Here is a 21,543-nt window from a genome sequence, read left to right as displayed (position 1 = left end):
ATGTCGAACCAGGGTACTGACAGGTCTCCCCAACCTTGGGCGAAACCCGGCAGGCTAGGCCTATGAGAGGAGACGACGTGCCCGCGCGGCACGATCACACGAGCATGCGACCCACCACGTGGAAGTCTGAACTCGGCGACTTCCTGCAGGCCAGAAGGGCGGCGGTGTCTCCGCGCACCGTCGGCCTGCCGGAATCCGAGCGCCGCCGCGTACCCGGACTGCGCCGCGAGGAGGTCGCCACCCTCGTGGGTGTTTCAACGGACTACTACGTACGACTCGAACAAGGACGCGGCGGGCGCCCGAGCGAACAGCTCCTGGAGGCCATTTCGCGCACACTCCTGCTGGATTCGACTCAGCGCGCCCACCTCTACGACCTGGCCCGCCCCAGACCGCGGAGAGTCCGCAGGATTCCACGGGAGCGGGTTCCGGAGGTAACCCGCGATTTCCTCAACACCCTGACCGTGCCCGCACTCGTGATGTCACGGGCCATGCAGGTCATCGGCTGGAATCCACTGGCCGCGGCCGTCTTCACCGATTACGGCGCGCTTCCGGAGCGAGAGCGCAATTCCGCGCTCCTGCTATTCCTCGACGAGGACATCGCGGCCCGTCACCGTGACTGGGAGACCTCGGCCAGGGGCACCGTCGGCATGCTGAGAAAAGCGGCCGGTGAGGACCCGGACGACACAGCTCTGGCCGCCGTGGTCGGAGAGCTCTCCGTGCGCAGCGAGGTCTTCCGGCGCCTCTGGGCGGAGCACCAGGTCTTCGAGAAGTCGACCGGGATGAACCTCATGCGCCATCCCGAGGTCGGCGATATCGACCTCACCTACGTTGCCTGGTCCACCCCGGCCGCACCGCGCCAGATCCTTGTCACCTACATGCCAGCGGACCCTCACTCCGCCGAAGCAGTGCGACTCCTCGGCTCCATGGCCCTGACGCAGACCCACCCGGAGTAACCCCGCCGGCCTCAGGTCAGGGTGACCAGTTCCAGGTAGTCGGGGCTCCACATGTCCTCGTCGGCGTCGGGGAGCAGCAGGACCCGGTCCGGGTTGAGCGCCTCCACTGCGCCCTCGTCGTGGGTCACCAGGACGATCGCGCCCTCATAGCGGTGGATGGCCGAGAGGATCTCCTCACGGCTGGCCGGGTCCAGGTTGTTCGTCGGCTCGTCCAGCAACAGCACATTGGCACTCGAGACGACCAGCGTGGCCAGGGCCAGGCGCGTCTTCTCACCGCCGGAGAGCACCCGGGTGGGTTTGGAGACGTCGTCGCCGGAGAACAGGAAAGAGCCCAGCACGGTCCGCACGCCCGTATCGTCCAGGTCGGGCGCGGCCGAGCGCATGTTCTCCAGGATCGTCCGGTCCATGTCGAGGGTCTCGTGTTCCTGCGCGTAATAGCCCAGTTTGAGTCCATGGCCGGGCACCACGGTGCCGGAATCGGGCTCGTCGAGGCCCGCCAGGATCCGCAGCAGAGTGGTCTTGCCAGCGCCGTTGTAGCCCAGGATGACCACGCGCGAACCCCGGTCGATCGCCAGGTCCACCCCGGTGAAGACCTCGGTGGAGCCGTAGGCCTTGGACAGGCCATCGGCCGTCAACGGCACCTTGCCGCACGCGGCCGGCGCGGGGAAGCGCAGATTGGCGACCTTGTCCTGCTGCCGCTCGTCCTCCAGCCCGGCCATCATCTTCTCGGCCCGGTGGACCATCTGATGGGCGGCTGCGGCCTTCGTGGCCTTGGCGCCGAGCTTCGCAGCCTGCTTGAGCAGCGCATCGGCCTTCTTCTCGGCATTGGCGCGCTCGCGGCGGCGCCGCCGCTCATCGTCCTCGCGCTGCTTGAGGTACTGCCGGTAGTTCATCTGATAGATGTCGATGACCTGCCGGTTGGCGTCGAGGAAGAAGACCTTGTTCACGACCTCCTCGATCAGGTCCAGATCGTGGGAGATGATGACGAGCGCGCCCGAGTAGGTCTTCAGGTAGTCGCGCAGCCACAGCACCGATTCCGCATCCAAGTGGTTCGTCGGCTCGTCGAGGATCATCGTGTCGGGACCGGCGAAGAGGATCCGGGCCAGTTCCACCCTGCGGCGCTGACCGCCGGACAGGGCCTGCAGTTCGCGGGCGAGCAGTTCCTCGTCGATGCCCAGATTGGCCGCGATCGCACTGGCCTCGGAGTCGGCCGCATAGCCGCCGGCGGAGACGAACTCGGCTTCGACCCTGGGGTACTTCTCGATCGCCTTGGCCATCACATCCGGGTCGGGGCTGGCCATCTGCTCTTCGACGCGGCGCATCCGCTTGGCCAGGACGTCGAGGTCCCTGGCGCCCAGGATGCGTTCCTTCGCGGTCTCGGTCGGCTTGCCCGAGCGGGGGTCCTGGGGCAGGTAGCCGATGGTCCCGGACTTGTCCACGTGCCCGTTGCTGGGCATGTAGTCGTCCATCAGTACCCGGGTCAAGGTGGTCTTGCCAGCGCCGTTGCGGCCCACCAGGCCCACCCGGTCGCCCTTGTCGACACGGAAGCTGACGCCCGACATGAGGGTGCGCGAGCCGACGACGACTTCGAGGTCGGAGACTGAGATCACAGAGAATACCTTCGTTCCATGCCGAGCTCGATGAGTTCGGCCAATTCTTCTTGGGGGTTGACTCCGGCGGCCCGGGCCCGCCGGATCACCTCGTCGGCGCGCTCCCGGGGCAATCGGCAGGACACGATGACGGAGTCGTCCACCGGGTCCGGTCGCGCCTCGGCCGGGCGCGGCCGCCCAGCCTGTGCCCCGGCCAGACCGGGGCCGGCGTCAGGGGCGCGCTTGTTCCGATACGCCTCTGCCGCTCCCCTGGCGGCGTCGTCCGCCGCCTCATTCAATGGGTGGCCGGCATGGCCCTTGACCCATTCGAAGTCGACCGTGCGACCGGCGGACTTGGCTGCGGACATGAGTTCGTCGATCCGAACCATCTGGTCCTTGTTCACGACCTCCTGGCCGTCGCGTTTCTTCCAGCCCTTGCGCTTCCACCCGGCCATCCACTTCGTGACCGAATTGATGACGTACTGGCTGTCGGCCATCAGGTGCAGGTCCTCACCGGTGTCGGCGGTCGCCTCGAGGACCTCGATGACGGCCTGCAGCTCACCGCGGTTGTTCGTGGCCTTGGGCCATCCTCCGGCGGCCCAATTGTCCGCATCGATGTACCAGGCCCAGCCGGCCGGTCCCGGATTGCCCAGGGCCGATCCATCGACGGCAACTGTGAGCACGGGGTCTCCTTGTTCGGGTGTGGGGAGTGGACAACTCTCCTATGGTACGCCGTCCACCTGGAACAGCGCGGGCCGCCCCGGGCGCATCGCGTGGAATGCGCTCGGGGCGGCCTGATTCGGACTCAGAGGTTGAACCCCAGGGCGCGCATCTGCTCGCGCCCGTCCTCCGTGATGCGTTCTGGACCCCACGGCGGCATCCACACCCAGTTCACCCGCACTGCCGGCACGATCCCGTCCAGGGCAGCGGCGATCTGGTCTTCGAGGACGTCGGTCAGCGGGCAGGCCGCCGAGGTCAGGGTCATCGAGATCACGGCTGTGTTGTCCTCTTCCACCGCGACGTCGTAGACCAGCCCCAGGTCGACGATATTGACTCCGAGTTCCGGGTCGATGACGTCGAACAGGGCCTCTTTGACCTCGTCCGGGTCGGCATTGGCCGGTGCGTCGATGATCTCCGGCATGTCACTTCCTTTCTTCGGGTGTCAGGCTGTGAGCCTGGAGCAACGCGTCCTTGAACGCGACCCAGGACAGCAGTGCGCACTTGACGCGGGCGGGGAACTTGGATACTCCGACAAAGGCCGCCGCATCCCCGAGGAGTTCCTCATCGGCCTCCCCCTTGCCGCGCGAGTGCATGAGCTCGTGGAAGGCAGCCTCGATCCGGACCAGTTCCTCCGGTGCGGATTCCTCGACCAGTTCGCTCAGCACGGAGGCCGAGGCCATGGAGATCGAACAACCATCGCCGTCCCAGCGCACCGAGTGGCTGCCGTCTGCGCCGATGTGGACCTCCAGGGTGATCTCATCGCCGCACACGGGGTTGAGCTGGTGGGAGGACCCGAAGGACTCCCCAGGGGCGCCCCCGGTCAACGGCAGATTGCCGGTGCGCTGCCGCGAGTGGTCCAGGATCACCTGCTGGTAGAGCTGTTCGAGCCCGTTCATCGCGGTACTCCGAAGAAACCGCGGACCTCGGCCAGGCCGGCGGTGAACCGATCGACCTCATCCGGGGTGGTGTACAGATAGGCGCTGGCCCTGGTGGTCGCCGTCACCCCGTAGCGGTGGTGCAGCGGCTGAGCACAGTGGTGTCCCACCCGCACCGCCACTCCCTGCGCATCGAGGTACTGGCCGACGTCGTGGGCGTGCACACCGTCGACGACCACGGACACCGTGGCCAGGCGATCCGCTGTGTCGGTGGGCCCGATCACCCGGACGCCCGGAATGCCAGCGACCCCGTCGAGCAGGCGGGCGGCCAGCTCGGATTCGTGCGCGTGGATCGCGTCGATCCCGGTCTCCGTGAGGTAGTCGATCGCCGCGGCCAGGCCGACGGCCTGGGCGACGGGTTGGGTGCCGGCCTCAAAGCGCTGCGGGGCCGGCATGAACTGCGTGTCCTCCATGGTCACGGTGGTGATCATTGATCCCCCCGTGAGCACCGGGGGCAGGGCGTTCAACAGTTCCGCCCGCCCGTAGAGCACGCCGATCCCGGTCGGCGCCAGCAGCTTGTGTCCGGAGAACGCGGCGAAGTCGACGCCCAGGGCGTGGAAGTCCAGGGCGAAGTGCGGTGCGGACTGACAGGCGTCGAGCACCGTATAGGCGCCGACCGCCTTGGCCCGCTCCACCAGCCGGGCCACGGGGTTGATCGTGCCCAGCACGTTCGAGGCGTGGGTGAAGGCCAGGATCTTCGTCGAGGAATCGACGATCGTCTCCAGCCCGTCCAGGTCCAGCCGACCGTCGTCTGCCAGGGGCAGATAGCGCAGTCCGGCGCCGGTGCGCCGGGCCAGCTGCTGCCAGGGCACCAGGTTCGCGTGGTGCTCCATCTCGGTGACGACGATCGTGTCGCCCGGTCCCAAGACGAAGCGTTCGGCCTCGGGCCCGCCCAGCCCTGCGGTGGCGTTGGCGAAGCCGTACGCCACGACATTGAGTGCCTCGGTCGCGTTCTTCGTCCAGGCGATCTCGTCGACGGCGGCGCCGACGAACCGGGCGACCGTGGCCCTGGCCGCCTCATAGGCGTCGGTCGCCTCGACCGCGAGGGTGTGCGCACCGCGGTGGACCGCGGCGTTGCGCATCGAGTAGAACTCCTGTTCGGCGTCGATGACGCAGACGGGTTTCTGACTCGTCGCCCCCGAATCCAGGTACGCCACCGGCAGCCCGCCGACTTCCCGATCGAGGATCGGGAAGTCGTTGCGGATCTGCGTGAGCTGGGTGGGCGAGAACATCAGGCGTCCGCGAAGAAGCGGTCGTAGCCCTCGTTCTCGAGGCGGTCGGCCAGTTCGGGGCCACCCTCTTCTGCGACGCGGCCGTTGACCAGCACGTGCACGTGATCGGGCTTGATGTAGCGCAGGATGCGCGTGTAGTGGGTGATGAGCATGATGCCGATGTCGGTGCGCTCCTTGGCGCGGTTGACGCCCTCGGAGACGATGCGCAGCGCGTCGACGTCGAGGCCGGAGTCGGTCTCGTCGAGGATCGCGAAGTGCGGCTTGAGCAGTTCGAGCTGCAGGATCTCCTGGCGCTTCTTCTCACCACCGGAGAAGCCCTCGTTGACATTGCGGCTGGCGAACTCCGGATCGATCCGCAGGTCCTTCATGGACTGGCTCAGTTCCTTCGTCCAGGTGCGCAGCTTGGGGGCTTCGCCCGAAACCGCGGTCTTGGCAGCGCGCAGGAAGTTCGTCACGGTCACGCCGGGCACCTCGACGGGGTACTGCATGGCCAGGAACAGGCCGGCGCGGGCGCGTTCGTCGGCGGTCATCTTGACCAGGTCGACGCCGTCAAGCGTCGCGCTGCCGGAGGTGATGGTGTAGGAGGGGTGGCCGGCCAGGGCGTAGCCCAGGGTCGACTTGCCCGCGCCGTTGGGGCCCATGATCGCATGGGTCTCACGTGAGTTGATGTCGAGATTCACCCCGCGCAGGATCTCCTTGGGACCCGCTTCGGTTTCGACGCTGACGTGCAGGTCGCGGATGGAAAAGGTGGACATGAGACTCCTCGGATGTCAGTGATCCGTCGCCGGGCTGGGCTCGGGATCGATGTAGATGTCGCCGTCTTGTTCGACGCAGTCGAAGACGGGTATGGGTTCGAATGCCGGCGGGGTGAGCGCCTGGCCGGTGCGCAGGTCGAAGGCGGAACCGTGGAGCCAGCACTCGACGGTGCAGCCCTCCACATCGCCCTCCGACAGGGATACCTCACCGTGGGTGCACAGATCGCCGACCGCGTGCACGCGGCCGTCCTCATCGCGGGCCAGGCAGATCGGCACATCCCCGAAGGTGATGCGCACCGCCTCGCCGGCCGCGAGTTCGTCCGCAGCACAGACACGGGTCAGGCTCACATCATGCTCCTGGACAGCTCGTCCTCGATCTTGGCCGTGAGCAGCTCTTCGATCGCCGGGACCTTGATCTGCTGGATGACCTCGTTGAAGAAGCCGCGCACCACCAGGCGGCGGGCGACCGTTTCCGGAATGCCGCGGCTCATGAGGTAGAACAGGTGTTCCTCGTCGAACCGGCCGGTCGACGATGCGTGGCCGGCGCCCTCGATGTCACCGGTCTCGATCTCCAGGTTCGGCACCGAGTCCGCCCTGGCGCCCTCGGAGAGCACCAGGTTGCGGTTCATCTCATAGGTGTCGATGCCCAGGGCCTCCGGGCGGATCAGCACATCGCCGATCCACACGCTGTGGGCGTCCTGGCCCTGCAGCGCGCCCTTGTAGAGCACGTCGGAGACGGCCTTGGGGGTGTTGTGGTCGACGTAGGTGCGGTGTTCCAGGTGCTGGCCCGCATCGGCGAAGTACAGACCCAGCATCTTCGCCTCGCCGCCGGGACCGGAGTACCGGACGTTCGAGTTCAACCGGACCACGTCACCGCCGAGGGTGATGAGGATGTGCTTGTAGTACGCGTCCTTGCCGATGATCGTGTCGTTCTGGCCCAGGTGCACGGCCTTGTCGCCCCACAGCTGCAGGCCGACGTAGGTCACCCGCGCGCCGTCGCCGATCACGGTGGACACGAGCTCTGAGTACTCGGCCTCGCCCTCGTGCTGGACGATGATGGTCGCCGTGGAGTTCTCCCCCACGGTCAGCAGCACGTGGCCGTGCACAGTCTCGCCCTGGCCGTCGGCGTGGACGATGAGCGGCTCGGTCAATTCGGTGTTCGCCGGCACGTGGTAGTGCAGGACGCCGCCGGCGTGGGCCGCCGCGATCGCGGCCGGCCGGTCCTCCGGCTCCATGATGCCCAGCTCACGGGCCTGGTCCAGGGTGATGGTCTCCTTCGTCACGCCCTCGGGCAGTGACTCGGTGAACTTCAGGTGGCCGCCGGTCGGGGCGTCGGCGAACAGCCCGGCCAGTTTGCGCACCGGGGTGAAGCGCCATTCCTCCTCCCGGCCCGTGATCTCGGGGAAGTCCGCGACTGCGAAGCTGCGGGTTCTGGCGTCGCGGCGAGCGGCAGGTACCTGGACCTCCGCCGCTGCCTGCAGGGTTTCTGTCATTGAAAATGTCTCCTTCAGTGGTTGCCGTTCGGGTTATCTGTCAACCCGATCAGCCCACGGCGCCTTCCATCTGCAGTTCGATCAGGCGGTTGAGTTCCAGGGCGTATTCCATCGGCAGCTCGCGCGCGATGGGCTCGACGAAGCCGCGCACGATCATCGCCATCGCCTCGGTCTCCGGCAGACCGCGGCTCATCAGGTAGAACAGCTGATCGGCCGACACCTTCGACACGGTGGCCTCGTGGCCCAGGGACACATCGTCCTCGCGGATGTCGATATAGGGGTAGGTGTCCGAACGCGACACATTGTCCACCAGCAGGGCGTCGCACAACACGTTGTTCGACGAGCCCTTGGCACCGGGGTGCACATGGACCAGGCCGCGGTAGCCGGCTCGGCCGCCCGCGCGCGCCACGGACTTCGAAACGATCGAGGAGTGCGTGTTGGGCGCGGCGTGGACCATCTTGGCGCCGGTGTCCTGGTGCTGGTTCTCACCGGCGAAGGCGACCGACAGCGTTTCGCCGCGGGCATGCTCACCGGTCAGCCAGATCGCCGGGTACTTCATGGTGACCTTGGAGCCGATGTTGCCGTCAACCCATTCCATGGTGGCGCCGGCTTCGGCGATCGCGCGCTTGGTCACCAGGTTGTACACATTGTTCGACCAGTTCTGGATCGTCGTGTAGCGGACGCGGGCGTCCTTCTTCACGATGATCTCGACGACGGCCGAGTGCAGCGAGTCCGACTTGTAGATCGGCGCCGTGCAACCCTCGACGTAGTTCACATAGGAGCCCTCGTCGGCGATGATGAGCGTGCGCTCGAACTGGCCCATGTTCTCCGTGTTGATGCGGAAGTAGGCCTGCAGCGGGATGTCGACGTGGACGCCCTTGGGCACGTAGATGAACGAGCCGCCGGACCACACCGCGGTGTTCAGCGCGGCGAACTTGTTGTCCCCGGCGGGAATCGCGGAGCCGAAGTACTCCTCGAAGATCTCCGGGTATTCGCGCAGACCGGTGTCCGTATCGAGGAAGATGACGCCCTGGCGTTCGAGCTCCTCGTTGATCTTGTGGTAGACGACCTCGGACTCGTACTGGGCGGCGACGCCCGCGACCAGGCGCTGCTTCTCCGCCTCCGGGATGCCCAGGCGGTCGTAGGTGTTCTTGATGTCGTCGGGCAGATCCTCCCAGGAATCCGCCTGGCCCTCGGTGGAGCGCACGAAGTACTTGATGTCGTCGAAGTCGATGCCGGTGAGGTCCGCGCCCCAGTTGGGCATGGGCTTCTTCTCGAAGAGTTTGAGGGCCTTGAGGCGGCGCTTGAGCATCCACTCCGGTTCGTTCTTCATACCGGAGATGTTGCGCACGACCTGTTCGCTCAGGCCGCGGGTCGCATTGGCACCGGCATCGTGTTCGTCATGCCAGCCGTATGCGTACTTGCCGATGTCCTTGAGCTCCGGATTGAGCTCGATGATGCGATTGGATTCGGTGGTTTCGGTCACCAGCATCCTCCTTGGGTGTTGTGAAATCGAGCGGTGTGCTTGGGGTGGGGCGCTGACGCGCTAGTCCAGCAGGGGCCGATTCGTCAGCGAGGTCGGGATATGGGTCGTGCACACGTGTCCACCGCTGGCCAGGGTGGACAGGCGGCGCACGTCGACGCCGAGCATGTCAGAGAGCATCTCGAGTTCGGCCTCGCAGAACTCCGGGTACTTCCCCGCCACGTTCTGGATCGGGCAGTGGCCCTGGCACAGCTGCATGGCCTCGAGCGGAGTGCCGACGGCCACGGGAGAGGCCGAGGCCGCATACCCTTCTGCCGTCAGGGCCTTCGCCAGCGCCCTGGAGCGGGCGGCGACGGTCTCCGTGCGCCCCGAGTGCCGCTGGTCGAGGCGGGCGGTCAGGGCCCGGCGGAGCCGTTCGGTGCGCTCTGCTGCGAACTTCCGCACGCCCTCATCGCCGACCTCGCGGGAGACGAAGTCGAGGACTTCGACGGCCAGGTCGTCGTAGGTGTTGCTGATCTCGCTGTGCCCACGTTCCGTGAGCACATAGTGTCGGGCGGGTCTGCCCCGTCCGGCCTTGGTGCCGGTCAGTCGCCTGACCTCCACATAGCCGTCGGCCTCGAGCGCGTCCAGGTGCCGTCTGATCGCCGCGGCGGTCAACTCCAGCATCCGTGCGACCTCCGATGCGGTCACCGGACCGTGATCGAGGACCGCGGCCAGGACCTTCTGCCGCGTGCGTTCGTCCTGTTTCTCCTTGTTCACCACGGCCGTCACCGCCTCCACTTTCCGTCTTCCACGGGCACATGACCCGATGAGCACTGACGTTTTCAAGAAGAAGTTTGTAACGTAATTTATTCCCTGTAAACCCAGGACCGCCTTACAGAACCTGCCGAAATCATCGGCGGGAACCCGTATTCCACCGACGCCGCGGGGCTTCCGGCCAGCGCCGACGCGCTTGCCGGACGCGCGCGGGGAGCGCTGGGCGCGCGACGTAGAATGGACTCCCGTGACCGAAACAGCTGCGCTGACCGTGACCGACCTGGGTTATTCCTACGGCCGGACCGAAGCCGTCCACGACGTGTCCTACTGCGTCGAACCCGGCCGCGTCCACGCCCTGCTGGGACCCAACGGAGCGGGCAAGTCCACGACCATCGCCCTGTCGGTCGGACTCTACCGTCCGACCCGTGGGCGGGTCCGCGCCTTCGGCCTCGACCCCCACGCCCAGCACACGCGGACCGCCGGCCTGGTGTCCGTCATGCTGCAGGACGGCGGATTGCCGATGGCCTCCAAACCACTCGAGGCGCTCAGCCACATCGCGCGGATGTATGCGAACCCGCTCGATGTGCAGGCCCTGGCCGAGCGCCTGGGCATCACCTCGTTTGCCGACCGGGCGATCCGGCACCTCTCCGGCGGTCAGCGCCAGCGGGTCAATCTGGCGGCCGCCCTGGTGGGCAGGCCCCGGCTGGTCTTCCTCGACGAACCGACCGCCGGCCTCGATCCGCAGGCGCAGATCGCGGTGTACACCGTGATCGACCAATTGCGAGCCGAGGGCGTTGCCGTGGTATTGACCACACACGATATGGACGAGGCCGAACGCCTGGCAGATGAGGTGACCATCGTCGATCACGGCAGAGTGATCGCCCAGGGCGCACCCGCCGCACTCATCGCCGAACGCTCACGGGTCCTGCGCATCCGCCTGCGCGGCGTCCCCGCGGTCGACGTGTTGACCGATCTGGCCGTCCTCGCCGAAGTCGAGGCGACCGGTCCGGCCATCACCCTGTCCGGCGAGCTCGACACCGAACGGCTCCATGCGATCACCGGGGTGCTCGCACACCACCGCGCCGTAATCGACGACTTCCAGCTCACGGGCAGGTCCCTGGGCGATGTCTTCCTCGACCTCACGGGAAGGAACCTGCGTTGAGCACCGTCCCCTCATCGGATGCGCCCGTCGGCGACCGCAGCGGCAATGCGGCGCCGGCCGCCCGCCGGATCCTGGCACAGGCGCTGTTCGAAATGCGCGCCATCATGCGCAATGGAGAGCAGCTCCTGCTGTCCATCCTGTTGCCGGTCGGCGCACTCGTGGCACTGGCCACCACTCAGCTCTACGACGCCCTGGGCGCGGGTTCGGACGATCATCTGTCCGAGGCGACCGCCGCGGCCCTGCCCCTGGCGATCTCGGCCACTTCGTTCGCCGGTCAGGCGATCGCCACCGGCTTCGACCGGCGCTACGGTGTGCTGCGCCAACTCTCCACCACCCCGCTGGGGGCCTGGGGGCTGGTGGTGGCGAAGATCATCGCCGTCTACGCGGTGGTGCTCACCCAGTTCCTCGTCCTCTTCGTCATCGCCGCCACCCTGGGCTTCCACCGCCACGTCTCCGTCCTCGGCATCGTACTGGCCGCCATCCTGGGCACCGCGGCACTGGTCTCCCTGGCCCTGCTGCTGGCCGGCACCCTGCGCGCCGAGGCCACCCTGGCCCTGGCCAATATCGTCTGGGTGGTGATGGCCGCGGCCGGCGGCGTGGTCTTCGACCCGCCGGGACTGTGGGGCGACCTGGTCGCCTTCCTGCCCTTCGGGGCCCTGGGCGAGGCCATGCGCTCGGCGGTGCTCGACGCCACCCCGGACTGGACGAGCCTGGCCGTTCTGGCGGTCTGGGCGATCATCGGAGTCACCGCGTGCAAGCGCTGGTTCTCCTTCGACGCGAAGTGACCATCCACGCCCACGGACGGCCGTCTGTGGGCCGTACCACCGAATTCGACCTGAGGTAGAAAAGAGGGGAGGATAGGCACCATGGCACAATCCACCGTTCCCGCCGGCCCTGCGGCCGGGGCCACCCTGCGCGATCGCCTACAGCCCACCGAGGTCAACGCCACCGTACGGGCGACCGCCTGGCTTCTGCTCATCGCCAACTCCGCAATCATCGTCACCGGCGCCCTGGTGCGCCTGACCGGTTCCGGCCTGGGCTGCGACAACTGGCCGACCTGCAACGGCGTGACGATCGCGCCGGCGGCCGACGCCGGGATCCACGGGGCGATCGAGTTCGGCAACCGCCTGCTGGGCGTTGTGTTGTTCATCATCTGCCTGGTGGCGATCACCGCGGTGTGGCGGCTGCGCAGAACCCGGAAGGATCTGTTCTGGCTGCCCATCGTGCTGACCCTGGTCGTGCCGGTGCAAGCCGTGATCGGCGGCATCAGCGTCCATATGGAGCTCAACCCCTGGATCGTCGCCGCGCACTTCGTGCCATCGGCCGTCTGTGTGGCCCTGTCCGCCTACCTGGTGCTCCGCACCCACGACGCCGGCGGCCCGACGGAGCCGGTGGGCACGGCCCTGCTGCGCGGCTTGCAGTGGGCCATCGGCATCCTCACCGCGCTCACGGTCGTCCTGGGCGTACTGGTCACAGGTGCGGGCCCCCACGCCGGTGATGCGATCAGCGCCCGCAACGGACTGCCGATGGTCATCATCGCCAGGATGCACGCCTTCCCCGTCTGGCTGTTGGTCATCGCCACGGTCTGGGGTCTGGTTCTGAGTACCCGCCTGGGGCTGGTCGCCGTGCGCCGCGCCCTGTGGGTGATGCTCGCCGCCGAAGTCGTCCAGGGCCTCATCGGGTATCTGCAGTACTTCCTGGGCGTGCCGGTCGCACTGGTCGCCCTGCACATAGTCGGCCTGTGCTTCGTCATCGCCGCCGCCACCGCGGTGACGGACTCCGCCTACCGCAGGGCTCCGCTGCCCCGCTGACTCAGGTGGGCCGACACCCAGGTTTTCGAACGGGTGTGCGTATTCGCCGATGGCCCGAGCGACTAGAATCGGTGGAATGCTCATCCGCCTGTTCCGGCATTATCTGCGCCCGTACGTTCCAGCCGTCATCGTCCTCCTGCTCTTCCAACTCCTCCAGGTGCTCGGCACCCTGTACCTGCCCACGCTCAACGCCGGCATCGTCGACCGCGGCATCACCGCAGGCGACACCGCGACCGTCTGGCGCTACGGCGGCCTGATGCTCGCCGTAGCGGCCGGACAGGTGGTGGCGAACATCGTCGCGATCGTCGCAGGCGCCCATGTCGCGATGCGCGCCGCCGCAGACATCCGCCGGGATTTCTTCACCGCGGTCATGGGCTTCGGCGCCAGGGAGACCGGTCACTTCGGGACCTCCAGCCTGGTCACCCGTTCAACCAACGATGTCCGCCAGGTCCAGCAGTTCCTCGTCATGGGCATGTCGCTGATGATCATGGCGCCGATCATGGCGCTGGGCGGACTGGCGATGGCACTGGCACAGGACCTGCGGCTGTCCTGGGTCATCCTGGTGACCGTCGTCGTCCTGCTGGTGATCATGCTGCAGGTGGTGCGCAAGATGGTCCCGAGCTTCCGCGCCATGCAGGAGCGCCTCGACTCACTTGGCTCCGTACTCTCCCAACAGCTGGGCGGACTACGGGTGATCCGCGCCTTCGGCAAGCAGAGCACCGAACGCGACCGCTTCCAAGCCGCTAATGAGGCGCTCACCGGCACCAACCTGTACGTCGGCAAACTCTTCGTCGTGCTCTTCCCCGCCGTGATGACCATCGTCAACGCGGGAGCGGCCGCCGTGGTGTGGTTCGGTGCCCGCCAGGTACAGGACGGGACCACCCAGGTGGGCGTCGTGATGGCGTTCATCCAGTACCTCATGCTCATCCTGATGGGCGTGATGATGGTGACGTTCCTGGCGATGATGATCCCCCGCGCCGAGGTCGCGGCCGGGCGCCTGGTCGACGTCCTGGAGACGACCCCGCAGATGGACCGCGACTCCGGCACCGTCGAAAGCCTGCCGGATCCCGGAGCGATCGAATTCTCCCATGTCACATTCCGCTATCCCGGCGCCCAGTCCCCCGTGCTCACCGATGTGTCCTTCACGGTGGACCCGGGTACCACCACCGCGGTGATCGGCGCCACCGGATCGGGCAAGTCCACCCTGGTCCAACTCCTGGTCCGGCTGGCCGATCCGGATTCCGGTCGGGTCGCGATCGGCGGCGTCGACGTGGCCGCAATCGCCCCGCAGACGCTGGGCCGCCAGTTCGGCTACGTCCCCCAGCAACCCCACGTCTTCGGGGCCAGCGTGCGAGACAATCTGCGCACCGGCGCACCCGATGCACCAGAGTCCGACCTCGCCTGGGCCCTGGCGGTCTCCCGCGCCGACGAGTTCGTCTCCACCTTCCCCGACGGGCTGGACCACCCGATCAACCAGGGCGGGACGAACCTGTCCGGTGGGCAGCGGCAGCGCCTGGCCATCGCCATGGCCCTGGTGCGCCGCTGCCCGATCCTGGTCTTCGACGATTCGTTCTCGGCCCTGGACGCCGCCACCGACGCCGCGGTCAGATCCGCCCTGGACCACGAGGTCGAGGCGACCAAGGTCATCGTGACCCAGCGCGTGGCAGCGGCCATCGACGCCGACCAGGTGGTGGTCCTCGACGACGGCCACGTCGTGGGGCTGGGCACCCATGCCCAGCTCATGGACTCCTGTGGGGTCTACCAGGAGATCGTCTCCAGCCAGCTGAACGAGGAGGCACGATGAGTGAGCAGATCGCACCAGGGCAGAAGGCCGGCGATGTGCGCGGAACCCTGCGCAGACTCGGCGGGGTGTTCCGCCCGTACGCCTGGCGGGCCGGCCTGTCGGCCCTAACACTCGTGCTGGGCACCGTGCTGACGATCGCAGCGCCCTATGTGCTGGGCCGGGCGACCGATCTCGTATTCTCCGGATTCGTCTCCCTAACCATGCGCCCGGGCCAGACCCAGGCCGAGGTCGTGGCAGAACTGCGCGCCCAGGGGGCGGGTGAGCGGGCCGATATGGTCGCGGCGATGCACTTGACCCCCGGTCTGGGCGTCGACTTCCCCGCCCTGGCCCGGCTGCTGTGCCTGGTGGTCCTCATCCACATCGTGTCCGGCCTGCTCAACTGGTGGGGCGGGTACATCGCCAACTCCATCATCCAGCGCGTCATGTCCTCCCTGCGCGCCGATATCGAGGACAAGATCCAGCGCCTGCCGCTGTCGGTCGTCGATTCGAAGGCCAAGGGCGATCTGCTGTCGCGGCTGAACAACGACATCGACAATCTCAACCAGACCCTCAACCAGTCCGCGCAGGACATCGTCTCCGCCCTCGTCATGTTCTTGGGCGTGCTGGGCATCATGTTCGTCCTGTCCTGGCAGTTGGCACTGGTCGCCGTCGCCACGATTCCGCTGACGGTCGTCGTCATCGCGCTCCTGGGCACCAGATCCCAGCGCCAGTTCCGCACCCAGTGGAAGTCCACGGGCGAGTTGAACACCCAGGTCGAGGAGTCGATCACGGGTGCCGCCCTGCTGCAGGTCTACGGAGCTCTCGAGCGGACCCAGGAGGCCTTCGCCGTCAAGAACGCGGAGGTCTACCGCGCCTCGTTCAGGGCCCAGGCCCTCTCAGGGGCGATGATGCCGGCGATGAGTTTCGTCTCCAACCTGGTCTTCGTGGGCATCGCCCTACTGGGCGCCCTGCAAGTCGCCTCCGGGCAGCTGACACTGGGCACGGTCCAGGCCTTCATCCAATACGCCAGGCAGTTCGCCCAGCCCCTGCAACAACTCGGCGGTATGGCCTCCCAGCTGCAGTCCGCCCTGGCCAGCGCCGAGCGCGTCTTCGCACTGCTCGACGAGGCCGACGAACCGGCCCCGCCCAGTGCGCATCCGGACTTCGCCGTGACCCGCGGACGAGTCGCCTTCGAACACGTGGATTTCGCCTACCGTCCGGATACCCCGCTGATCGAGGATCTGAGCCTGGTGGCCGAACCGGGCCAGACCGTCGCGATCGTCGGACACACAGGGGCGGGCAAGACGACCATGGTCAACCTGCTGCTGCGCTTCTACGAGCCCACCGCCGGTCGGATCACCCTGGACGGAATCGACACCGCTCAGCTGACCCGCGACCAGGTCAGGGCGCCAATCGGCATGGTGCTCCAGGACACCTGGTTGTTCGAGGGCACGATCTACGACAACATCGCCTACGGACTCGCGGGCGCCACCCGTGAGCAGGTCATGACAGCGGCAAAGGAGGCATACGTCGATCAGTTCGTCGCCCACCTGCCAGACGGCTACGACACCGTCATCACGGAGACGGCGGACAATATCTCAGCCGGTCAGCGCCAGCTCATCACGATCGCCAGAGCGTTCGTGTCCCAGCCGCAGATCCTGGTGCTCGACGAGGCCACCTCCTCGGTCGACACGCGCACCGAGGTGCTGGTGCAGAAGGCCATGAACCGGCTGCGCAGCGGGCGGACCAGTTTCGTCATCGCACACCGTCTCTCGACCATCCAGGGCGCTGATCTCATCATCGTGATGGATGCGGGCCATATCGTCGAACAGGGCACGCACGCCCAGCTGATGGCCGCCGGCGGGGTCTACGCCGGCCTGCAGGCCGCGCAGTCCGGTGGTATGCGATAGCGGGCTGGGCACACGACTGCAGGGTCCGTCCCCGATAGCTCGGGGACGGACCCTGCAGTGTATCTCACCGGCACGGGCCGGTCGGCGGCTCAGCGACTGTAGTCGTAGAAACCGCGGCCGCTCTTGACTCCCAGCAGCCCGGCGTCGACCATCCGCGACAGCAACACGGGCGGCTTGGCCGCAGCGTCGCCGGTCTCGGCGAAGATCGACTGGCCCACGAACAGGCAGGTGTCCAGCCCGACGCGGTCGGCCAGGGCGATGGGGCCCATCGGATGGGCACAGCCATTGACCATGCCCGCGTCGATCTGCTCCTTCGTCGCATGTCCGGCCTCCAGCATCCTAATCGCGGAGAACAGGAAGGGGATGAGCAGGGCGTTGACGATGAAACCGGGCCGATCCTCCGAATGGATCGGGGCCTTGCCCAGCACATCGGTGACGAAGTCCTCGACCTCGGCCGCCACGACGGGAGCGGTCAGCACGGAGGACACGATCTCCACCAGCGGCTGCACGGGCGCGGGATTGAAGAAGTGAATGCCCAGGACCCGTTCGGGCCGCGCGGTCTGCTGGGCGAACCGGATGATCGGCATCGAGGAGGTGTTCGAGGCCAGGATCGCGCGTTCGTCTGTGACGATCGCATCGAGTTCGGCGAAGATCGACTTCTTGATCTCCTCGTTCTCGCTGGCCGCCTCGATCACCAGCTGGCGATCGGCCATAGCGGACAGGTCGGTGGTGAAGACCAGCCGGTCCAGCGCGGCGGTGGCCTCCGCGGCCGGTAGCTTGCCGCGCTCGACCGCGCGGCCCAGCGACTTCTCGATCCGTCCGCGGCCGGCGGCCACGGCGGCGTCGTTGATATCGCGGACGACGACGTGCAGTCCGGACCGGGCCAGCACCTCGGCGATGCCGGATCCCATGAGACCGGAGCCGATTACTCCAGCGCGTTCAATGCTCACACTCTTCTCCTTCGATGTGCGTCAGTTCTGACTGCCGGCCAGGAACCACGGCGCGGTGCGGATGCTGCGCATCGCCTCCCGCCGGCGCTCCCGGGGCAGGGTTTGGACGTAGACGATCCCCTTGAGATGGTCCGTCTCGTGTTGGAGCATCTGCGCGAAGACGCCCTCTCCGTCGATGTCCACCGGCTCACCGGTGGCATCGAGGCCGGTCACCCGCGCGTACTCCCACCGGGGAGTGGGGAACCACAGTTCGGGCACCGACAGGCAGCCCTCGTCGATGTCCCTGAGCTCTCCCCCGGTTTCGACGACCACGGGGTTGAATACAGCGCCGCGGCGCCCGTCGACGTCGTAGCCAAAGGCCTGCAGCGGCACCCCGATCTGGGGTGCCGCGACCGCCGCGCGCCCGGCCGGCAGGGAGGTCTCTATGAGATCCTCCGCCAGCCGGCGCGCGGCTTCGTCGAATTCGACGACGGGTTCGCAGATCTGTCTGAGAACCGGGTCCCCGAAGACTCGGATCGACCGATCAGGCATCGATCACCAACACCAGGTCGCCGCCCTCCAGCTGCTGGACGGGGCCGATCGCCAGGCGCGAGACCGTGCCGTCGATGTGGCTGGTGATAGCCGCCTCCATCTTCATCGCCTCGATCGTCGCGACGGTCTGGCCCGCCTTGACCTTGTCGCCCACCGCGACCTGCAGCGAGACGACTCCGGCGAAGGGGCTGGCGACGTGGCCGGGGTTGTTCGCATCGGCCCGCTCGGCGGTCGCGACGTTGACGTCGACCGACTTATCGCGCACGGACACCGGACGTAGCTGGCCGTTGAGCGTGCACATGACCGTGCGCATGCCGCGCTCATCGGCCTCACCGATCGCCTCGACGCCGAGCAGCAGGACCTTGCCCTGCTCGATCTCGACACCGTGTTCCTCACCCTGGGTCAGACCGTAGAGGTAGTCGGTCGACTCGAGCACGGACAGATCGCCGTAGTTGGTGCGGGCCGCCTCGAACTCACGGGTCGGGGCGGGGAACAGCAGACGGTTCAGGGTGTCCTGGCGCGTCCGGCCGGCGACGGCCAGCAGTTCTTCGTCAGCTGGATCGAGCTCTGCCACCGGGGACTTGTGCGTGCGGCCCTCGAGGGCCTTGGTGCGGAAGGGCTCGGGCCAGCCGGCGGGCGGATCGCCCAGGTCACCCGACAGGAAGCCGATGACGGAGTCCGGAATGTCGAAGTTCTGCGGGTTCTCCGCGAACTCCTGCGGGTCGGCGCCCACCGCCACCAGGTGCAGGGCAAGATCGCCCACCACCTTCGAGGACGGGGTGACCTTGACCAGATGGCCGAGGATCGCGTCCGCCGCGGCGTACATGTCCTCGATCTCCTCGAACTTCTCCCCCAGGCCCAGCGCCACGGCCTGCTGGCGCAGGTTGGACAGCTGACCGCCGGGAATCTCGTGGCGGTAGACACGGCCGGTGGGCCCGGGCAGGCCCGATTCGAAGGGCTTGTAGACATTGCGGACGGACTCCCAGTACGGTTCGAGGTCCTCCGCTGCCGCCAGCGACAGCCCGGTGTCGCGCTCAGTGTTCTCGAAGGCCGCGATCAGCGCCGTCAGCGAGGGCTGGCTGGTGGTCCCGGCCATGGCGGCGTTCGCCGCGTCTACGGCGTCGGCGCCGGCATTGGCCGCGGCCAACAGCGTGGCCAGCTGACCGCCGGCGGTGTCGTGCGTGTGCACGTGCACAGGCAGGTCGAAGTTCTTCCGCAGGGCGGTGACCAACGTGGCGGCTGCGGCCGGCCGCAGCAGGCCCGCCATGTCCTTGATGGCCAGCACATGAGCGCCGGCATCGACGATCTTTTCGGCCAGGCCCAGGTAGTAGTCCAGGGTGTAGACCTTCTCCGCCGGATTGCTCAGATCGGAGGTGTAGCACAGGGCGACCTCTGCCACGGAGTTCGTGGACTCGCGGACCGCTTCGATGGCCGGGCGCATCTGTTCGATGTCGTTGAGCGCGTCGAAGATCCGGAAGATGTCGATACCGGTGGCGGCTGCCTCCTCGACGAAGGCCTGGGTCACGCGGGTGGGGTACGGGGTGTAGCCCACCGTGTTGCGCCCGCGCAGCAGCATCTGCAGGTTGAGGTTCGGCATTGCCTCGCGCAGCTTGGACAGACGCTCCCACGGGTCCTCCGCCAGGAAGCGCAGGGCCACATCGTAGGTCGCCCCGCCCCAGCACTCGACCGACAGCAGTTCCGGCATCTCGCGTGCCACATAGGGCGCCACGGCCAGCAGGTCCTTCGACCGCACGCGCGTGGCCAACAGCGACTGGTGCGCGTCGCGGAAGGTCGTATCGGTTACGGCCAGACCCTTGCGCTCACGCAGGGCCTGGGCCCAGCCGGCCGGACCCAGGTCCAGCAACTGCTGGCGCGAGCCCTGCGCAGGCGCCGCGCTGAGGTCAAGGCTGGGCAGCTTCTCGCGCGGCTGCAGGTCCACCGGCGAGCTGCCGTTGGGCCGGTTGACGGTGACGTCGGCCAGGTATTCGAGCAGGCGGGATCCGCGGTCGGCTCCCACATTGGCCTGCAGCAGCTGCGGACGCTCCTCGATGAAACGGGTCGAGAGGTTGCCGGACTGGAAATCCGGATCGGCCAACACCCCACGCACGAAGGCGATATTGCTCGCGACTCCGCGGATGCGGAACTCCGCCAGGGCTCGCTGTGCCCGGTTGACCGCCTGCCGGAAGTCGCGGCCACGACAGGTGCACTTGACCAGCATGGAGTCGAAGTAGGCCGAGACCTCGGCACCGGCGTGTACGGTCCCGCCGTCCAAGCGGACACCCGCGCCGCCGGCGGACCGGTAGGCGGTGATCGTGCCGGTGTCTGGCCGGAAGCCGTTGGCCGGGTCCTCCGTCGTGATACGGCACTGCAGGGCGGCCCCGCGCACGTGCACCGAATCCTGATCCAGGCCCAGATCGGACAGGGACTCACCTGCGGCGATGCGCATCTGCGACTGCACCAGGTCGACGTCGGTGATCTCCTCGGTGACCGTGTGCTCGACCTGGATCCGCGGGTTCATTTCGATGAACGCGTGCTTGCCCGCCCGCGGCCCCTCGGTCTCCAGCAGGAATTCGACGGTGCCGGCGTTCTGGTAGCCCAGCGCGCGGGCGAAGGTCAGCGCATCGGCGTGCAGGGCTGTGGCGATCTCCGGGTCCAGGTTGGGAGCCGGGGCGATCTCCACGACTTTCTGGTTACGGCGCTGGATCGAGCAGTCGCGCTCGAACAGGTGGATCGCATCGCCGTGTGTGTCGGCCAGGATCTGGACTTCGATGTGACGGGGCCGCTGCACGGCCTGCTCGATGAACACCGTCGGATCGCCGAAGGCGCCCTCCGCCTCGCGCATTGCGGCCTCGACGGACTCGCGCAGCGCAGCGGGCTCGGCGACCCGGCGCATGCCGCGTCCGCCACCACCGGCGACCGCCTTGACGAACAGGGGGTATTCCATCCGCTCGGCCTCGGCCAGCAGGACCTCGACGTCGTCGGAGGGGGCGACGGAGTCAAGGGTGGGGATACCGGCCTTCTGCGCCGCATGCAGGGCTTCGACCTTGTTGCCGGCCATCTGCAGGATGTCCGCACGCGGACCGATGAACGTGATGCCGTTATCCGCGCAGGCGCGGGCCAGATCCGGGTTCTCGGAGAGGAATCCATAGCCGGGGTAGATTGCATCGGCGCCGGCCAGTTGAGCGACCCGGATCATCTCCGAGACGTTGAGGTAGGCCTGAACGGGATGACCCTTTTCGCCGATCATGTAGGCCTCATCGGCCTTGAGCCGGTGTTCCGAATTGCGATCTTCCCAGGGGAATACGGCCACGGTCGCGGCACCCAGTTCATAGGCGGCGCGGAACGCACGAACCGCGATTTCCCCGCGGTTCGCTACGAGTACTTTCTGAAACATTCAGACACTCATTTCAGTTCGTCACCGCCATCATTGACGGTGAGGGGGACACTGATGTCAGGACATACTCTACCCACCTCGACAGA

19 protein-coding genes are annotated in these 21,543 nt (G+C 67.3%); 6 read left to right on the top strand and 13 right to left on the bottom strand.

Going from position 1 to position 21,543, the window contains the following annotated elements; all coding sequences use genetic code 11:
• Nucleotides 1–62: 62 nt before the first annotated feature.
• Nucleotides 63–953, top strand: coding sequence for a helix-turn-helix transcriptional regulator (locus NQ036_RS00440; RefSeq protein WP_257056828.1), 891 nt, complete (start codon nt 63–65; stop codon nt 951–953).
• An 11-nt stretch (nt 954–964) separates the two neighbouring features.
• On the opposite strand, the gene abc-f is transcribed toward NQ036_RS00440, so the two are convergent.
• The 10 genes from abc-f to NQ036_RS00390 form a co-directional block, all read right to left on the bottom strand.
• On the bottom strand, nt 965–2,563 hold the full coding sequence (gene abc-f, locus NQ036_RS00435) for a ribosomal protection-like ABC-F family protein (RefSeq protein WP_257046720.1): 1,599 nt from the start codon (nt 2,561–2,563) through the stop codon (nt 965–967).
• Nucleotides 2,560–3,225 (bottom strand): ribonuclease H, encoded by a 666-nt coding sequence (locus NQ036_RS00430; protein ID WP_257056827.1) that lies wholly within the window; start codon nt 3,223–3,225, stop codon nt 2,560–2,562. Before NQ036_RS00430 ends, abc-f begins: the two co-directional genes overlap by 4 nt.
• A gap of 122 nt (nt 3,226–3,347) precedes the next feature.
• Entirely contained in the window at nt 3,348–3,683 is a 336-nt protein-coding gene (locus NQ036_RS00425) for a metal-sulfur cluster assembly factor (RefSeq protein WP_257046722.1), read from the bottom strand.
• Between the two features lies 1 nt (nt 3,684).
• Nucleotides 3,685–4,158 carry a Fe-S cluster assembly sulfur transfer protein SufU gene (gene sufU, locus NQ036_RS00420; RefSeq protein ID WP_257056826.1) on the bottom strand — a complete coding sequence of 158 codons (474 nt, stop codon included), beginning with the start codon at nt 4,156–4,158 and terminating at the stop codon, nt 3,685–3,687.
• Nucleotides 4,155–5,429: a cysteine desulfurase gene (locus tag NQ036_RS00415; RefSeq protein ID WP_257046724.1), complete on the bottom strand. Its 1,275-nt coding sequence runs from the start codon at nt 5,427–5,429 to the stop codon at nt 4,155–4,157. Before NQ036_RS00415 ends, sufU begins: the two co-directional genes overlap by 4 nt.
• Nucleotides 5,429–6,184: a Fe-S cluster assembly ATPase SufC gene (sufC, locus tag NQ036_RS00410; RefSeq protein ID WP_257046725.1), complete on the bottom strand. Its 756-nt coding sequence runs from the start codon at nt 6,182–6,184 to the stop codon at nt 5,429–5,431. The genes NQ036_RS00415 and sufC overlap by 1 nt, the downstream gene beginning before the upstream one ends.
• Nucleotides 6,185–6,199: 15 nt before the next feature.
• Nucleotides 6,200–6,532 (bottom strand): non-heme iron oxygenase ferredoxin subunit, encoded by a 333-nt coding sequence (locus NQ036_RS00405; protein ID WP_257046726.1) that lies wholly within the window; start codon nt 6,530–6,532, stop codon nt 6,200–6,202.
• The gene (gene sufD, locus NQ036_RS00400; RefSeq protein ID WP_257046727.1) at nt 6,529–7,677 is read right to left on the bottom strand and encodes a Fe-S cluster assembly protein SufD; all 1,149 of its coding nucleotides are present in this window, start codon (nt 7,675–7,677) and stop codon (nt 6,529–6,531) included. The genes NQ036_RS00405 and sufD overlap by 4 nt, the downstream gene beginning before the upstream one ends.
• Before the next feature lie 49 nt (nt 7,678–7,726).
• A complete protein-coding gene (sufB, locus tag NQ036_RS00395; protein WP_257056825.1) occupies nt 7,727–9,169 on the bottom strand; it encodes a Fe-S cluster assembly protein SufB in 1,443 nt (480 codons plus the stop codon).
• A 54-nt stretch (nt 9,170–9,223) separates the two neighbouring features.
• On the bottom strand, nt 9,224–9,922 hold the full coding sequence (locus NQ036_RS00390; RefSeq protein ID WP_373456807.1) for a helix-turn-helix transcriptional regulator: 699 nt from the start codon (nt 9,920–9,922) through the stop codon (nt 9,224–9,226).
• Between the two features lie 241 nt (nt 9,923–10,163).
• On the opposite strand from NQ036_RS00390, the gene NQ036_RS00385 reads away from it, so the two are divergent.
• The 5 genes from NQ036_RS00385 (at nt 10,164) to NQ036_RS00365 (ending at nt 16,582) form a co-directional block, all read left to right on the top strand.
• Nucleotides 10,164–11,078 carry an ABC transporter ATP-binding protein gene (locus NQ036_RS00385; protein WP_257046729.1) on the top strand — a complete coding sequence of 305 codons (915 nt, stop codon included), beginning with the start codon at nt 10,164–10,166 and terminating at the stop codon, nt 11,076–11,078.
• A complete protein-coding gene (locus NQ036_RS00380) occupies nt 11,075–11,863 on the top strand; it encodes an ABC transporter permease (RefSeq protein ID WP_257046730.1) in 789 nt (262 codons plus the stop codon). The genes NQ036_RS00385 and NQ036_RS00380 overlap by 4 nt, the downstream gene beginning before the upstream one ends.
• Nucleotides 11,864–11,944: 81 nt before the next feature.
• Entirely contained in the window at nt 11,945–12,889 is a 945-nt protein-coding gene (locus NQ036_RS00375) for a heme A synthase (RefSeq protein ID WP_257046731.1), read from the top strand.
• A 76-nt stretch (nt 12,890–12,965) separates the two neighbouring features.
• The gene (locus tag NQ036_RS00370; protein WP_257056824.1) at nt 12,966–14,693 is read left to right on the top strand and encodes an ABC transporter ATP-binding protein; all 1,728 of its coding nucleotides are present in this window, start codon (nt 12,966–12,968) and stop codon (nt 14,691–14,693) included.
• Complete coding sequence (locus NQ036_RS00365; RefSeq protein ID WP_257056823.1) at nt 14,690–16,582, top strand: ABC transporter ATP-binding protein; 1,893 nt, start codon at nt 14,690–14,692, stop codon at nt 16,580–16,582. Before NQ036_RS00370 ends, NQ036_RS00365 begins: the two co-directional genes overlap by 4 nt.
• An 89-nt stretch (nt 16,583–16,671) precedes the next feature.
• Here NQ036_RS00365 and NQ036_RS00360 read toward each other — a convergent pair whose 3' ends face one another.
• From NQ036_RS00360 to NQ036_RS00350, 3 genes are read right to left on the bottom strand one after another with little or no spacing between them, the layout of a single operon-like run.
• A complete protein-coding gene (locus NQ036_RS00360) occupies nt 16,672–17,532 on the bottom strand; it encodes a 3-hydroxybutyryl-CoA dehydrogenase (protein ID WP_257046734.1) in 861 nt (286 codons plus the stop codon).
• 21 nt (nt 17,533–17,553) lie between these two features.
• The gene (locus NQ036_RS00355; protein WP_257056822.1) at nt 17,554–18,063 is read right to left on the bottom strand and encodes a peptide deformylase; all 510 of its coding nucleotides are present in this window, start codon (nt 18,061–18,063) and stop codon (nt 17,554–17,556) included.
• Nucleotides 18,056–21,457: a pyruvate carboxylase gene (locus NQ036_RS00350; RefSeq protein WP_257046736.1), complete on the bottom strand. Its 3,402-nt coding sequence runs from the start codon at nt 21,455–21,457 to the stop codon at nt 18,056–18,058. Before NQ036_RS00350 ends, NQ036_RS00355 begins: the two co-directional genes overlap by 8 nt.
• Between the last annotated feature and the right edge of the window lie 86 nt (nt 21,458–21,543).

The organism is Brevibacterium sp. 91QC2O2 (assembly GCF_024580695.1).
Taxonomy (GTDB): Bacteria; Actinomycetota; Actinomycetes; order Actinomycetales; family Brevibacteriaceae; genus Brevibacterium; species Brevibacterium moorei.
The sequence above is the reverse complement of the archived record's forward strand: the minus strand, read 5'-3'. Positions and strand labels throughout refer to the sequence as shown.

Coding starts and splice junctions, on each gene's coding strand:
- NQ036_RS00440 (WP_257056828.1), top strand. CDS start 63: ATGAGAGGAGACGACGTGCCCGCGCGGCACGATCACACGAGCATGCGA.
- NQ036_RS00425 (WP_257046722.1), bottom strand. CDS start 3,683: ATGCCGGAGATCATCGACGCACCGGCCAATGCCGACCCGGACGAGGTC.
- sufU (WP_257056826.1), bottom strand. CDS start 4,158: ATGAACGGGCTCGAACAGCTCTACCAGCAGGTGATCCTGGACCACTCG.
- NQ036_RS00415 (WP_257046724.1), bottom strand. CDS start 5,429: ATGTTCTCGCCCACCCAGCTCACGCAGATCCGCAACGACTTCCCGATC.
- sufC (WP_257046725.1), bottom strand. CDS start 6,184: ATGTCCACCTTTTCCATCCGCGACCTGCACGTCAGCGTCGAAACCGAA.
- sufD (WP_257046727.1), bottom strand. CDS start 7,677: ATGACAGAAACCCTGCAGGCAGCGGCGGAGGTCCAGGTACCTGCCGCT.
- sufB (WP_257056825.1), bottom strand. CDS start 9,169: ATGCTGGTGACCGAAACCACCGAATCCAATCGCATCATCGAGCTCAAT.
- NQ036_RS00375 (WP_257046731.1), top strand. CDS start 11,945: ATGGCACAATCCACCGTTCCCGCCGGCCCTGCGGCCGGGGCCACCCTG.
- NQ036_RS00370 (WP_257056824.1), top strand. CDS start 12,966: ATGCTCATCCGCCTGTTCCGGCATTATCTGCGCCCGTACGTTCCAGCC.
- NQ036_RS00365 (WP_257056823.1), top strand. CDS start 14,690: ATGAGTGAGCAGATCGCACCAGGGCAGAAGGCCGGCGATGTGCGCGGA.
- NQ036_RS00355 (WP_257056822.1), bottom strand. CDS start 18,063: ATGCCTGATCGGTCGATCCGAGTCTTCGGGGACCCGGTTCTCAGACAG.
- NQ036_RS00350 (WP_257046736.1), bottom strand. CDS start 21,457: ATGTTTCAGAAAGTACTCGTAGCGAACCGCGGGGAAATCGCGGTTCGT.